The 13,855-nt window shown below is 66.8% G+C and carries 13 protein-coding genes; 10 read left to right on the forward strand and 3 right to left on the reverse strand.

From position 1 onward, the window contains the following. Positions 1-12: 12 nt before the first annotated feature. Positions 13-969 carry a protein translocase subunit SecF gene (gene secF / locus ACLIJ1_RS21765; RefSeq protein ID WP_411367662.1) on the forward strand — a complete coding sequence of 319 codons (957 nt, stop codon included), beginning with the start codon at positions 13-15 and terminating at the stop codon, positions 967-969. 89 nt (positions 970-1,058) lie between these two features. Continuing rightward, positions 1,059-3,557: a DUF1631 family protein gene (locus ACLIJ1_RS21770; RefSeq protein WP_411367663.1), complete on the forward strand. Its 2,499-nt coding sequence runs from the start codon at positions 1,059-1,061 to the stop codon at positions 3,555-3,557. A gap of 8 nt (positions 3,558-3,565) precedes the next feature. Here the strand turns inward: ACLIJ1_RS21770 and dprA are convergent, their stop codons facing one another. After that, positions 3,566-4,654: a DNA-processing protein DprA gene (gene dprA, locus ACLIJ1_RS21775; protein WP_411367664.1), complete on the reverse strand. Its 1,089-nt coding sequence runs from the start codon at positions 4,652-4,654 to the stop codon at positions 3,566-3,568. Positions 4,655-4,664: 10 nt separating this feature from the next. Beyond that, on the reverse strand, positions 4,665-6,005 hold the full coding sequence (locus ACLIJ1_RS21780) for a LysM peptidoglycan-binding domain-containing protein (protein WP_411367665.1): 1,341 nt from the start codon (positions 6,003-6,005) through the stop codon (positions 4,665-4,667). A gap of 263 nt (positions 6,006-6,268) precedes the next feature. On the opposite strand from ACLIJ1_RS21780, the gene def reads away from it, so the two are divergent. The 8 genes from def (at position 6,269) to ACLIJ1_RS21820 (ending at position 13,090) form a co-directional block, all read left to right on the forward strand. Continuing rightward, positions 6,269-6,787 carry a peptide deformylase gene (def, locus tag ACLIJ1_RS21785; protein ID WP_411367666.1) on the forward strand — a complete coding sequence of 173 codons (519 nt, stop codon included), beginning with the start codon at positions 6,269-6,271 and terminating at the stop codon, positions 6,785-6,787. Between the two features lie 2 nt (positions 6,788-6,789). Next, positions 6,790-7,749: a methionyl-tRNA formyltransferase gene (gene fmt / locus ACLIJ1_RS21790; RefSeq protein ID WP_411367667.1), complete on the forward strand. Its 960-nt coding sequence runs from the start codon at positions 6,790-6,792 to the stop codon at positions 7,747-7,749. Next, on the forward strand, positions 7,749-8,480 hold the full coding sequence (locus ACLIJ1_RS21795) for an AzlC family ABC transporter permease (protein WP_411367668.1): 732 nt from the start codon (positions 7,749-7,751) through the stop codon (positions 8,478-8,480). Before fmt ends, ACLIJ1_RS21795 begins: the two co-directional genes overlap by 1 nt. Further along, positions 8,473-8,808, forward strand: coding sequence for an AzlD domain-containing protein (locus ACLIJ1_RS21800; protein ID WP_411367669.1), 336 nt, complete (start codon positions 8,473-8,475; stop codon positions 8,806-8,808). The genes ACLIJ1_RS21795 and ACLIJ1_RS21800 overlap by 8 nt, the downstream gene beginning before the upstream one ends. 111 nt (positions 8,809-8,919) lie before the next feature. Continuing rightward, positions 8,920-9,711: a glycosyltransferase family 2 protein gene (locus ACLIJ1_RS21805; protein ID WP_411367670.1), complete on the forward strand. Its 792-nt coding sequence runs from the start codon at positions 8,920-8,922 to the stop codon at positions 9,709-9,711. Then, a complete protein-coding gene (locus tag ACLIJ1_RS21810) occupies positions 9,695-10,378 on the forward strand; it encodes a TVP38/TMEM64 family protein (protein WP_411367671.1) in 684 nt (227 codons plus the stop codon). Before ACLIJ1_RS21805 ends, ACLIJ1_RS21810 begins: the two co-directional genes overlap by 17 nt. Further along, on the forward strand, positions 10,362-12,089 hold the full coding sequence (locus tag ACLIJ1_RS21815; protein ID WP_411367672.1) for an ArnT family glycosyltransferase: 1,728 nt from the start codon (positions 10,362-10,364) through the stop codon (positions 12,087-12,089). Before ACLIJ1_RS21810 ends, ACLIJ1_RS21815 begins: the two co-directional genes overlap by 17 nt. After that, complete coding sequence (locus ACLIJ1_RS21820; protein WP_411367673.1) at positions 12,086-13,090, forward strand: NAD-dependent epimerase/dehydratase family protein; 1,005 nt, start codon at positions 12,086-12,088, stop codon at positions 13,088-13,090. Before ACLIJ1_RS21815 ends, ACLIJ1_RS21820 begins: the two co-directional genes overlap by 4 nt. Here ACLIJ1_RS21820 and ACLIJ1_RS21825 read toward each other — a convergent pair. Then, positions 13,065-13,787: a phosphatase PAP2 family protein gene (locus tag ACLIJ1_RS21825; RefSeq protein WP_411367674.1), complete on the reverse strand. Its 723-nt coding sequence runs from the start codon at positions 13,785-13,787 to the stop codon at positions 13,065-13,067. The two genes, ACLIJ1_RS21820 and ACLIJ1_RS21825, sit on opposite strands and share 26 nt — an antisense overlap. Positions 13,788-13,855: the final 68 nt, after the last annotated feature.

Below are 13,855 nucleotides of genomic sequence, written 5' to 3' on the forward strand. Positions count from 1 at the left end.
GGGAGCACGAACATGGAACTTTTCCGCATCCGCAAAGACATCCCGTTCATGCGGCACGCCATCGTGCTGAACGCGGTGTCGGCCATCACCTTCGTGCTGGCCGTGTTTTTTCTGGTCTCGCGTGGCCTGAACCTGTCGGTCGAATTCACCGGCGGCACGGTGATGGAGGTCGCCTATTCGCAGCCGGCCGATCTGGAAGGCGTGCGCAAGGTGGTCGAGGGTCTGGGGTACGCCGAGGTGCCGGTGCAGAACTTCGGCACCTCCAAGGACGTGCTGCTGCGTCTGCCGGCCAAGGCAGGCCAGACCTCTGGCCAGCAGAGCGAAACCGTGCTGTCGGCGCTGAAGGCCCAGAACCCGGCGGTGACGCTCAAGCGCACCGAGTTCGTCGGCCCGCAGGTGGGGCAGGAGCTGGTGCAACACGGCCTGATGGCGCTGGGCCTGGTGATCGCGGGCATCGTGATCTACCTCGCGATCCGTTTCGAGTGGAAATATGCCGTCTCGGCCATCGTGGCCAACCTGCACGACGTGGTGATCATCCTGGGCTTCTTCGCCTTCTTCCAGTGGGAGTTCTCGCTGGCGGTGCTGGCTGCGGTGCTGGCGGTGCTGGGCTATTCGGTCAACGAATCCGTGGTGATCTTCGACCGGATCCGCGAGACCTTCCGCCGCCAGCGCAAGATGAACACGGTCCAGATCATCGATCACGCGATCACCTCGACCATCAGCCGCACCATCATCACCCACGGATCGACCCAGATCATGGTGCTGTCGATGCTGCTGTTCGGTGGCCCTACGCTGCATTACTTCGCCATGGCGCTGACCATCGGCATCCTGTTCGGCATCTATTCTTCCGTGTTCGTGGCCGCGGCCATCGCGATGTGGCTGGGCATCAAGCGCGAAGACCTGATCAAGGGTCCGGTCAAGACAGCAACCGGCAACCCGGACGATCCGAACAGCGGTGCCATGGTCTGAACGGGACCTGGCAGATGCTCTTGAAATGTGAGCGGGCCGACGTCGGGGGTGACCTGAACATGCAGTCTTTCGTGTCATACTGATCCACTGTGGCAACCTCTGATCAGCACGTTTCGTCTCTGGCCAAACAGGCGCGTGAACTCTTCGTGGTTCACGTGGGGCGGGCGTTGCCCGACCTGGTCAAGGCCTGCGACAACCGGCTGATGGCGATCCTGGACCAGGCGGGTCCCGCTCGCGAGATGCAGGAGCGGCGCGATGCCTGGACGGCATTCAGCAAGAGCCAAGGCGCCTGGCTGAACCAGAGCAAGAAAGCCCTGCAGCGAACTCTGTTGCCCCGTGCTTCCAGCAATGCCAGCACGCTCGGCATGACGGGGAGGCTGGAACTGCTGGCCGAAGGCGCCATTGACGACCAGATCCTGGCCTCGCGCCTCGCGATGCGCGTTCTGGAGCTGGTTTCGACCGACCTCAACGAACTGAGGCTGCGCATCCAGCACCTAGAGAAGCGCCAGGAGTTGCCGCGTGGCGACGTGCTGCTGCCCGATGTGGTGGCGCGCATCCTGGTCGACCAGTGGCTGGACGTGCAAATGACCCGTGAAGGGTGGGCGCTGGTGCAGGACTCGCTGTCCCCGGTACTCGCCAAGACCATGCACGCCGCCTACAAGTCGGCCAACGAATTCCTGATTTCCAGCGGAGTGCTCAAGGAAATCGATCTGCAGGCCCTGGTCCGGCGTGCGCCCGGCAGCCGTTCAGCGGGTGGTCCGGGACCCGGCAAGGATGCCGCCAAGGACGCGGCCGCCCAGGGGGCTGCCGAAGGTGGCCCTCAGGGCGCTGGTGGCGGGGACGGATTCGGAGGCACGTCGTACGCTGGCGGAACGGGCTATGGCAGCGGCTATGCCGGAAGCAACTATGCCGGCGCCGGGGTCTCGGGCGTGGGGGCCGTGGGAGGCGGTTCTGGCGGCGGTGCCGCTGGTGCGCCCGGCGGGCGTGGCGGTTTCGGTCCCAGCCAGACCGGGCAAGCGTCGACCGTGATGGGCGTGCACGATGAAACCCGCCTGATGACCCACTCGACGCCGCTGGCACGCGCCCGCATGCGGGCGCAGGGTGTGGTCGGCCGACTGCGGCGTCTGCTGGCCGACAAGATTGGCGGGGATTTCGAGGCCACCCAGATCCTGCCGACGTCGCCGCGGCTTCAGCAGGCGATGAGCCAGGTGATGCCGGTGCCGGTTGCTGAATTGGGAACATCGACCGGAGGCGGCGGTGCATCGGGTCTGGGTTCGCCGGCAATGGACGGAACCCATGTGGCCCGGGCAGCGACCGTGCTGCGCCAGCGCGCCGCCGAGCTCAAGCAGGCTGCCAGCACGCCGTCCGAAAAGGCCACCATCGAGGTGGTGGCACTGATGTTCCAGAGCATCCTGGCCGAAGAACGCATTCCGCCCAGCGTGCGGGTCTGGTTCGCGCGGTTGCAGATTCCGGTGCTGCGTGTGGCGCTGGCCGAACCCGAGTTCTTCAGCGCGCTGCAGCATCCTGCGCGACGCCTGATCGACCGCATGGGCTCCTGCGTGATGGGCTTCGAGTCGAATGTCAGTTCGGCCGCCCTGGAGGCCGAGATCAAGCGGGTGGTGCAAGTCATCGAACAGTACCCCGAGACCGGTCGCCGAGTGTTCCAGCTGGTGTTCGACGAGTTCCAGAAGTTCCTCGAGTCCTACCTGAGCGAACAGGGCAGCGCCAGCCGCTTCGTCAGCGTTGCCCAGCAGGTCGAGCAGAAGGAGACCCTGTCGGTCCAGTACACGATTGAGCTGCGCAAGCTGCTCGACGACATCGTGGTGCGGGACGAGGTGCGCGAGTTTCTGTTCAAGGTCTGGGTCGAGGTGCTGGCGGTGGCCAGCGTCAAGTACGGCATCAAGCACGAAGAAACCGCCTCGCTCAAGCGGGTGGCCTCGGAGCTGCTGTGGGCGGCGAGCGCCAAGCCCAGCCGCAACGACCGCGCCCGCGTGATCCAGCAACTGCCGGGCCTGCTGCAGCGCCTGCGCCAGGGCATGAGTTTGCTGGGCTATTCGCCGACGATCCAGGATGTTCACATCAAGTCCGTGAGCGACACGCTGGCCGACGCCTTCATGTCGCGCACCGAAACCATTTCGCAGGAACGTCTGGACCAGATGTCCGAGCGCCTGGCGCACCTGGAAGATTACCTGCCCGAAAGCGGAGTTGGCGATCTGGATCTCGACAACGAGAGCATCGAGATGATCACCGGTGTGGACGCCAGCAACATCGAGGTGATCAAGCACGGCGGCAGCCAGCCCAACGAAGCCATGCGGTCCTGGGCCCAGGAACTGCAAATTGGCGCCTGGTTCGGACTGGATCACAACGGCAAGCTCAACAGCGTGCAGTTCGCCTGGCGCAGCGACCGTGGTCAGCTGTACCTGTTCGTGACCAATGTGGGCCGCTGCTTCCTGATCCAGGCCACCCGAGTGGCGGCTTACCTGCAGGCGGGTCTGCTGGTGCCGAGCGAAGACGAAGCCCTGACCGTGCGCGCCACGCGCGACGCGCTGGCCAAACTCGACGCGAACCCCGAACGCCTGCTCGGGTAAGCCGGGCCTCAGGCCTGGCCGCTGCGCTGCAGCAGGCCTCCAGGCAGCCGGTCGACCCGACCTTCCAGTTCCAGCTCCAGCAAGCGCGCCTGCAATGTCGGCGTGTCGATGCCGGTACGCGCCTGCAGCGCATCCAGACCGACCGGGTCGAAGCCCATGGCGTCGAGCAGGCTGTCTTCCCCGCCTTCCGGAATGGGACGGGATGCTGCCGTCGGTTCGGTCAGACGAAGGTCTTCCAGAATGTCCTGCGCCGACTCAACCAGCTTGGCGCCCTGGCGGATCAGGGCGTGGCAGCCGCGCGCCTGCGGCGAATGGATGGAGCCAGGGATGGCGAACACTTCGCGACCTTGCTCGGCCGCCAGCCGGGCGGTGATCAGCGAGCCTGAGCGAACGGCTGCCTCGACCACCAGCGTGCCCTGGCTCAGCCCGGCGATGATCCGGTTGCGCTGGGGAAAGTGGGCCGCCAGCGGAGGCGTGCCCAGCGGGTATTCACTGACGATGGCACCATGCGCCGCAATACGGCGGGCCAGGCCTTCGTGCCGCTTCGGGTAGACCGTGTCCAGCCCGGTGCCCACCACGGCAATGGTGGTGCCGCCGCCTTCAAGTGCCCCGGTGTGGGCGGCGCCGTCGATGCCCAGCGCCAGACCGGAGACGACGCAGACATCGGCTTGTGCAAGGCTGCGCGCGAACTCAAGGGCGTTGCTTTCGCCCTGCGGTGTGGGGTTGCGACTGCCGACGATGGCCAGTTGCCGCGGGTGGGTCAGCACATCCAGCCGGCCCTGCACATAGAGCATTGGCGGCGGATCGGCCGTCTGCAGCAGGGCTGACGGGTAGTGGCTGTCGGCCAGTGTGACGACGTGGTGGCAGTCGTGCGACAGCCACTGCATGAGCCGGTCCACGGCGGCGTCGAGCGATGGCGGAACGGTCTGCATGGCCCGGGCGATCCGGCCATTGGTGACGGTCTCCCAGGCGCTGGGGCTCTGGGACCAGATGGCCGAAGGCAGGCCGAAGGCCGCCAGCAGCCGGCGCGCAGTGTCATTGCCCACGCCCGGCGTGAGCACCAGCCTGAGCCAGGCGGCGCAAGCGTCCCGGTCCATGGACACCGGCTCAGGGACTGGTGAAGCGGTCGCCGACCTTCACGCCGTCGACGATGTCCAGCACCAAGGCGTAGGACACCTTGTCGAAGACCTTGAAGACCATCATCAGGCCGTTGGGCTCGCCCGGCAGGCGGATCTGCGGACGGCTCTCGTCGGTCTTGTCGATCTGGGTGCTGGAGTCGCGCACCAGTGCGAGCACATGCCCTGGCTCGACGCCTTGCACCTTGCCGCGGTTGATCGACACCACCTGGTTTTGTGCGGCATAGCGCACGGCGCTGCCGTAGACGGAAACGATCTGGCCGTTGAACGGCTTGCCCGGTGCGCGCGGCACGTAGTTGGGGAACTCGCGTGGCGGGTCGGGCAGCAGCCGGTCGCCCACGCGCATCTCTTCCTTGGCTTTGACGATGTCGATGGTGGCGGGAATGATCTCGCCTGTGGCCACCGGTTTGACGGGCGCCTTTTCTTCCACCGGCACGCGCTCAAAGTTGTGCGTCGTGTTCTCGTACTGCGGCTTGTAGATGTCCTTGCCTGCGGGCTTCTTCGCTTCTTCAGGCGCCGCCTCGATTTCGCGGCGGCTTTCGGGCCGCGCCAGCTCCACCTTGCCGACATACTGGGCTTCATAGGCCAGCACTTCACCCGACGACGGGTCTTTCAGGGGCGTGGCGTTGCGGAACACGCGGTAGACCAGAGGCTTGCCCGCACCCAGGGCCAGCGCCTCTTCCTTCAGGTCACCAGCCTCGCCGTACTGGCCGCGCGCATAGGCGCGGTCACCCAGGCTCAGCAGCACGCGATTTTCAGGCGTGGCAACGATGCGCGCTGCCTTGGCGAAGGTGGCTTCGTCCACGATCAGCGGTTCGGCCAGGAAAGCCTCGATCGCCTGCATGTTGACCGGCGGAATGGCGGAGTCTGAGAGGCTTTCTGAGCGCACCCGTGGCGAAACCCGAACGGTGGGCACGTCACCTTCGCCCGGCTTGCGGGTGGACAGGCGGGCGCGTCCACCGCTCTTGTCCAGGTACAGCACCTGTCCGGGATAGATGCGGTGCGGATTCTTGATTTCTTCGAGGTTCATGCCCCAGAGCTCGGGCCAGCGCCACGGGCTCTTGAGGAAGATCTTGGAAATTGCCCACAGCGTGTCGCCACGCTTGACGGTGTGGCTGTCGGGTGCGTTGGGGGCCAGTTCGGACAGCGCCACGCCACCTTGTGCCACCTGGTTGGCGGTGTTGCGCTGGCTGTTGCTGACCGGATAGTTCTGCGCCTGGGCGGTGCCGGCAAGCGATGCCAGCATCAGGGCGCAGGCGCCGACGACAGCGCGGCTGGGACGGATGGCGGTCGGGAGGGTGTTCAATCGCATGTGTGGGCCCCTGGGGCTGGCGCAAACTGGCCGGTCACCGCCGCCCGTCCATCGGGCCAACGGCGCATCAAGTCTTGACAATTCGCATTTGATTTTGCGCCCAAGCCCTTGATTAGGCAATATTAATAGGCTTTCGCCTCCCCCCGGGAATGCAAAAGTGGCGAAAATAGCGACAAACCTCCCACTGCCCGTTGCATGCGGCTCTTGCCGCCATTGGCGGGCCTTTGCCTTTTCAAGGTCCGAGCGGACCGCTGCTTCCCGACATGAGCACTCCTGAACTGCTGCCCATCCTGCGTTATCCCGATCCGAAGCTGAATACGGTGGCCAAGCCCGTCGTGGCTTTCGACGACCAGCTGCGCGAGCTGATCGACCGCATGTTCGCGACCATGTACGACGCCCACGGCATCGGTCTGGCGGCCACACAGGTCGATGTGCACCAGCGCCTGATCGTGATCGACGTGAGCGAGACGCGCGACCAGCCGCTGGTGCTGATCAACCCGGTGATCGACTGGGCCAGCCCGGAAACCCGCAAGGGCGAAGAAGGCTGCCTGTCTGTGCCCGGCATCTACGACGGTGTCGAGCGCTCGCTGGCGGTCAAGGTCACCGCGCTGGACGAACAGGGCCAGTCGCGCACCATCGATGCGCAGGACATGCTGGCGGTCTGCATCCAGCACGAGATGGACCACCTGATGGGCAAGGTGTTCGTCGAATACCTCTCGCCGCTCAAGCGCAACCGCATCAAGACCAAGCTGCTCAAGGCCGAGCGCGACGCGAGGGACTGACGATGCGCGTGGTGTTCGCCGGCACGCCGGAATTCGCCCGAGTGGCGATGGAGCGGCTGCACGCTGCGGGCTTCGAGATTCCGTTGGTGCTGACCCAGCCGGACCGACCCGCCGGCCGCGGCATGAAGTTGCAGGCCTCGCCGGTCAAGCAGTTCGCACTCGACCGTGGCATTGCCGTCGCGCAGCCGCGCAGCCTGCGGCTGGACGGCAAGTTTCCTCACGAGGCGGCGGCGGCGCGCGAAGCGCTGCAGGCCGCTCAACCCGACGTCATGGTGGTGGCAGCCTACGGCCTGATCCTGCCGCAGTGGGTGCTGGACCTGCCGCGCCTGGGCTGCCTGAACATCCATGCCTCGCTGCTCCCGCGCTGGCGCGGCGCCGCCCCGATCCACCGCGCCATCGAGGCCGGCGACGCGCGGACCGGTGTGACCATCATGCAGATGGACGCCGGGCTGGACACGGGCGACATGCTGTTGGTCGAGGCCTTGCCGATCACCAGGGCCGATACCACCGGCGTACTGCACGACCGGCTGGCCGACCTGGGCGGCCGGATGATCGTCGAAGCGCTGGAGCTGGCGGCCTGTGGCGGTCTGCGGCCCGAGCCGCAACCGGCGGAGGGTGTGACCTATGCGGCCAAGATCGACAAGGCCGAGGCCACGATCGACTGGCGCCAGCCGGCCGCCGTGATCGAGCGCCGCGCGCGCGCTTTCTCGCCGGCGCCGGGGCTGGCCACCACGCTGGCTGGTGAGGCGGTGAAGGTATGGCGGGTCGCCGCCGAAGCGGGCGCGGCGGCTCCGGGCCAGGTGCTGTCGGCCGGCGCCGAGGGCATCCGCGTGGCCACCGGCGAGGGCGTGCTGAACCTGCTGGAGCTGCAGCGAGCGGGCGGCAAGCGCCTGCCGGCACGTGAGTTCCTCCAGGGCTTTGCGGTCGCGCCCGGCCAGGTGTTTGGCGCTGTGGCGGACTGATGTTTTTTCTCGCAGAGCACCGACGCCGGCCAGAATTCCGCGAGGGCATCACCGACCAGGGCTCGGTCGCCATGGGCATCGCTGCCTGGGGGCTGATGACGGGCGTGGCCATGGTGCAGTCGGGCATGTCGGCGCTCGAAGCCCTGCTGATGACCCTGATCGTCTACGCCGGCAGCGCGCAGCTGGCGGCGGTGCCGATGATCACGGCGGGGGCCCCGATGTGGGTGATCCTGGCGGCGGCCTTCTGCGTCAACCTGCGCTTCGTGGTGTTCTCGGCCCACCTGCGGCCCTACCTGATGCACCTGCCGCGCTGGCAGCGGCTGGTCAGCGGGTACGTCACCGGCGACCTGAGCTATGTGTTCTTTGCGCGCCGTTACCCGCACCCGGGCACCAGTGCCGAAGAGCTGGCGCAGCAGCAGGCCTATCTGATGGGCAACTGCGCGGTGAACTATCTGGCCTGGATGGTCGCCAGCGTGGCGGGCGTGTTCCTGGCGAATGCGGTGCCGCTGTCCTGGGGTCTGGGGTTTGCGGGCATCCTGGCGCTGGTGGGCGTGTTGTGTTCGCTGGCCACCTCTCCGTTGCGGGTGGTGTCGGCGGGCGTGGCGGGCTCAGCGGCGGTGGCCGCCTGGGCCTTGCCCCTGCGGCTGAACATCCTGGTGGCCATCGCCAGCGCGGTGGCGATCTGTCTGCTGATCGAGCACCAGCGGGGCACGGAACCGGCCCATGCTTGACATCGACCTGCACACGCTGCTTACCATCGTCGCGCTGGGTGTGATCACGTTGGTCACGCGCAGCTTCTTCCTGTTTTCGGACCGCCCCTGGACCCTGCCGCACTGGGCGCAGCGCGGCTTGCAGTACGCGCCGATCGCGGCACTGGCGGCGGTGGTGCTGCCCGAGGTCGTGATGAGCCACGGGCACCTCGTGCAGACCTGGCGCGACGCGCGCCTGTTCGCGGCGGTGGCCGGAGCGGGGTACTTTTTCTGGCGCAAGGGCGTGCTGGGCACCATCGTGACCGGCATGTCGGTCTACCTGCCGCTGCACATCGGTCTGGGCTGGTGAGCGCCGACGTGGGAAAATCCCGTGTTGCGCCGCGCGGCGAACCTCAGGTCGGGGTGAACGATGGCGCGTCGATTGGCGGCTTCCTGGCCGCACCTCCACGGGTTTCCTGACATGACTGATTTCCCTGCGGCCGTTGCCGCTGCTGCCGAGCCCCTCGTATCGGTGCTGATCCCTGCCAAGAACGAGACCGGCAACATCGGTGCGCTGGTGGCCGAGGTCGTCGCAGCGCTGCGCCCCGAGTGCGCGTTCGAGATCGTGCTGGTCGATGACGGCAGCGACGATGGCACCGGCGAAGAGTTCCTGCAGCGCTGCTCCGCGCTGGGATCAGCAGCCCGGCTGATCCGCCACGAGAAGAGCGTCGGCCAGAGCACGGCACTCATGAGCGCGGCCCGCCAGGCGCGTGGGCGCTACCTGATCACCATCGACGGCGACGGCCAGAACGACCCGGCCGACATGCCCGCGCTGCTGAAGGTGGCCCGCGAGACCGAGGCGCAGGGCGAACACTTCTGCATCGCCGGCTACCGCAAGAACCGGCAGGACACCGAGTGGAAGAAGTTCCAGTCGCGCATCGCCAACGCGGTGCGCCAGAAGCTGCTGAGCGACCAGGTCCCTGACACCGGCTGTGGCCTCAAGCTGATCCCGCGCGCCACCTGGTTGCAGCTGCCCTATTTCGACCACATGCACCGCTACCTGCCGGCGCTGGTGCTGCGCCTGGGCGGCGCGATCCGTGTGGTGCCGGTGAACCACCGCGCGCGCCAGGCCGGGGTGTCCAAGTACAACGCCTGGAACCGGCTGTGGGTCGGGCTGGTCGACATGGCGGGCGTGATGTGGCTGACCCGGCGCGGCAAGCGCCCGGTGATCGCCCAGGTCCGCACGCTCGCTGCGCATGAAGAGTCTCGCTAAGCCCTTGCTGCTGACGGGCGTCCTGACGCTGGCCTTCCTGTCCCTGCACTTGGGCTGGTGGGGGCCGGTGACCGAGGAGGTGCTGCTGCAGGAGCTGTTCAGGCAGAACCGGGCGATTGCATGGCCGGTGTTCATCGCCGGTTCGGTGCTCTACACCGCTCTGGGTGGTCCGCGTCAGGTGCTGGCCTTTTCCTGCGGCTTCCTGTTCGGCGGCTGGCAGGGCGGGCTGATCGGCACGCTGCTGACCGGCGCAGGTGCCATGCTGACCATGTTCGCGGTGCAGCGCCTGGGCATGGACTGGGTGCGCCAGAAGTACGCGCAGAAGATCGAACTGATCAAGGCCGTGCTGGCTGAGGACACCTGGATCTGGATCTGCGTGATCCGCCTGATTCCGGTCGGCAGCAACCTGGTGACCAACGTCGCGGCCGCGCTGTCCGACCTGCGGCCTCTGGCGGTGCTGTTTGGCAGCCTGCTGGGCTACCTGCCGCAGATGCTGCTGTTCAGCTACGCCGGCTCGGGCATCGCGCTGCATGACAGCTCGCAGATCTGGGTCAGCATCGTGATGCTGGTCCTGTCCACGGGCCTTGGCCTCTACCTCTACCACCACGGTTTCAAGCAGCGCCTCCAGCGTTACCGCCAGGAACATTCCCATGTCCCAGCCCACTGACGAACAGACCCGCCGCCGGACCCTGTTCTGGCTGGTTGCGACGGCCATCGTGCTGCTGCTGGGCATCGGGCTGCGCTACCCCTGGCCGGCCGACGAACCGCGCTTTGCGCAGGTCGCGCGCGAGATGGTCGAGAGCGGCCAGTGGCTGTTCCCCACACGCGGTGGCGAGCCGTACCCGGACAAGCCGCCGGTGTTCATGTGGCTGGCCGCGCTGACCTTTGTGGTGACCGGCCAGATCAAGATCGCCTTCCTGCTGCCCAGCGCGCTGGCCGCGTTCGGCACCGTGCTGCTGGTGCACGACATTGGCCGGCGGCTGTGGAACCGCGAGGTGGCACTGGCGGCGGTGCTGGTGCTGGTGCTCACGCCACAGTTCCTGTTGCAGGGCAAAACCGGGCAGATCGATGCGCTGCTGTGCTTCTGGATCACCCTGGGTTGTTATGGCCTGCTGCGGCATTTTTTCACCGGGCCGCACTGGGGCTGGTACTTCACCGCCTGTGCCGGCATGGGGGTGGGCATCATCACCAAGGGGGTGGGTTTTCTGCCGCTGCTGATGCTGCTGCCGCTCGGTCTGTGGGTGAAGAATCCGTCGGCCGGGCAGACCGGCGCGGTGGTCTGGCGCTGGAAGCTGGTGGCGGGTCTGCTGGTGATGCTGGCCGTCATCGCGCTCTGGCTCGGCCCGATGCTCTGGCAGGTGCACAGCATCGGCACGGACACCATGGTCGCCTACCGCAACGACCTGCTGTTCCGCCAGACCGGCGAGCGCTTTGTCAACGCCTGGCACCACGTCAAGCCCTGGCACTATTTTTTCACCCAGGCCATTCCGACGGTGTGGTTCCCGCTGGTGGTGCTGTTGCTGGTGTTTTTCAAGCCCCTGGTCGCGCTGCTGCGCGACGACCGGCGCGCGCGGGTGCTGATGGTCTGGGTCGGGATGGTGCTGCTGTTTTTCTCGCTGAGCTCGGGCAAGCGCGAGGTCTACATGCTGCCCGCGTTGCCGATGCTGGCGCTGGTGGTCGGGGTGCTGTGGACGCGGGTGCGCGAGAGCGTCGCCGCCGCGCGCACGGGTCTCTTCTTCCAGGGTTTTCTGGTGCTGCTGGCGCTGGTGATCACCGGCCTGGGCGTGGTGCTTCGCGTCTCGCCCGAGAAGCTGCTGCGCAAGGCGCCCGACTACGCCGAGCTGATTGCCACGCTGGCGACCCCGCTGATGGCCATGGGGCTCGCCTTGCTGGTGGTGGTCGTCCTGGTGCGCCGTCGCGACCTGCTGGAGCGGCTCGCGCTGGCCACGATCACGGTCTGGGTGTTTGTGGCGCTGATGGTCTGGCCGCGCGTCGACCCGCACCGCACACCGCAGGAGATGATGGAGCAGGTCGAGCAGAAGCTGCCGCCGACATCCGAGCTGGCGCTGCTGTATTTCAAGGAACAGTTCCTGCTGTTCAGCCACCGGCCGCTGACCCATTTCAGCTACCTCGCGCCGCTGGAGGAGCAGGAGCGCAATGCCTGGGTCTGGATGCACGAGGCGCCCAACCGCTTCCTGCTTGTGCCGACCGATGCCGAGCTGGCTTGCTTCGACGTGAACAAGGCGGTGTCGCTGGGTGAAGCGCACCGCCGTGAATGGGTGCTGTTCGGTGCCGAGTCGATGCGCGCCAGCTGCGAGCCGCCGAAGAAAATCCGCCGCTATGTCTACCGGCCCGATCCGCGCGGGGTGTTGCCATGAGCCTGTTTGAAACCACCACTGCGCCACGCGTGCTGGTGACGGGCGCTGCCGGCTTCATCGGTTTCCATCTGGTCAACCGCCTGCTCGACCGTGGCTGCGCGGTCGACGGCGTGGACAGCATGACGCTGTACTACGAGCCAACCCTCAAGCAGGCGCGGCTGGACCGGCTGCTGGCACGCCCGGGCTTCGTCTTTCACCGGCTGGACCTGGCCGACCGCGAAGGCGTGGCCGAGCTGTTTGCGCAAACCACCTACGACATCGTGATCCACCTGGCGGCACAGGCGGGGGTGCGATATTCGGTCGACCATCCGATGGCCTACCTCGACAGCAACCTGGCGGGCATGCTGACGGTGCTCGAAGGCTGCCGCCACGGCGGCGTGAAGCACCTGGTCTACGCCTCGTCGAGTTCGATCTACGGCGCTGCGCGCGAGATGCCGCTGCGCGAAGACATGGTCACCGATTCGCCGATCTCGCTCTACGCGGCCAGCAAGAAGGCCAACGAGCTGATGGCGCACAGCTACAGCCACCTCTATGGCATCCCCGCGTCGGCGCTGCGCTTCTTCACGGTCTACGGCCCCTGGGGCCGACCCGACATGGCGATCTTCAAGTTCGTGCGCGCGATCTTCGAGGGCAAGCCGATCGACGTCTACAACCACGGCCACCTGCGCCGCGACTTCACCTACGTCGACGATGTGGTGGACGCGGTGATGGCGGTGGCTGCACAACCGCCACAGCGCCAGGACGGCCGCGCGCCGCACCGTGTGCTCAACGTGGGCCACAACGGTCCGGTGCCGCTGATGGATTTCATCGGCTGCCTGGAACAAGCTTGCGGACGCGCCGCGATCAAGAACTACCTGCCGATGCAGCCGGGCGACGTGCCCGACACCTGGGCCGACACGACGCGGCTGGAGGCGGGCTTTGGCGTGCGCGCCGACACCGACCTGCAAACCGGCGCGCAGCGCTTCGTGGACTGGTTCAAGTCGTACTACGGGCAGCCCTGAGCTTCGGCAGCGCGAGCCACCAACCGGTCAGGGTCACCGCCGTACAGATCACGCCGGTCCAAAGGGTGTGGCTCGGCGGATGGGCGCCGCGCAGGGTTTGCGTGACGCCCGAGGCCAGGCCCGCGAACACCACCAGCGCGAACCATTGCCAGCCAATCGACGTGCGGCGGCCGGCCACCGGCGACCATAGCCAGGGGAGGCACAGGGCAAAGAAGGCCAGCGACCCCGAGGCATGGCCGCCCGGGAAGCAGCTGCCACCGCCGCCATCACTGGTCAGCAGGTTCCAGTGGGAGGTGTAGACCGCGTGACCGCCGAACTGGGTCCACTCCCAGGGGCAGCTGGAGCGGCTGAACTGCTTGGTGATGCTGACCGCCAGCAGCGACAGTGTGACCAGGCCCAGCACCGTCAACCGTTCACGCCGCGTCGTTGTACCGGGACGGCCGCTGTCGCGCCGCACAGCCCAAATGATCATCAGGATGAACAGCACGGTCGAGACCTTGCGCACGCCGTCGTGCAGCACCCGTTCCAGCACGGGCTGATGCCGAAGGTCGAACCCCTGCGGCGTGCCGATGTGCAGCATGGTCGGCAGGTCCAGTCCGCTGGCGTCCCACGCGAGGGTGAGCAGAAGCAAGGCCAAGGACAGTCCCAGCAACCAGCGGGCGGAGGGCGGGAGGGCGTGGCTGTGGTCGTTGGTCATGGCGCTGGCATGTTGGGTGTGCGAGTTTAAGAGCGCCTTAAGGGGGCTCCGGATAATGGAATTCCTTT

Origin of the sequence: Hydrogenophaga sp. RWCD_12, assembly GCF_046604225.1 — a bacterium.
GTDB lineage: Bacteria > Pseudomonadota > Gammaproteobacteria > Burkholderiales > Burkholderiaceae_C > Hydrogenophaga.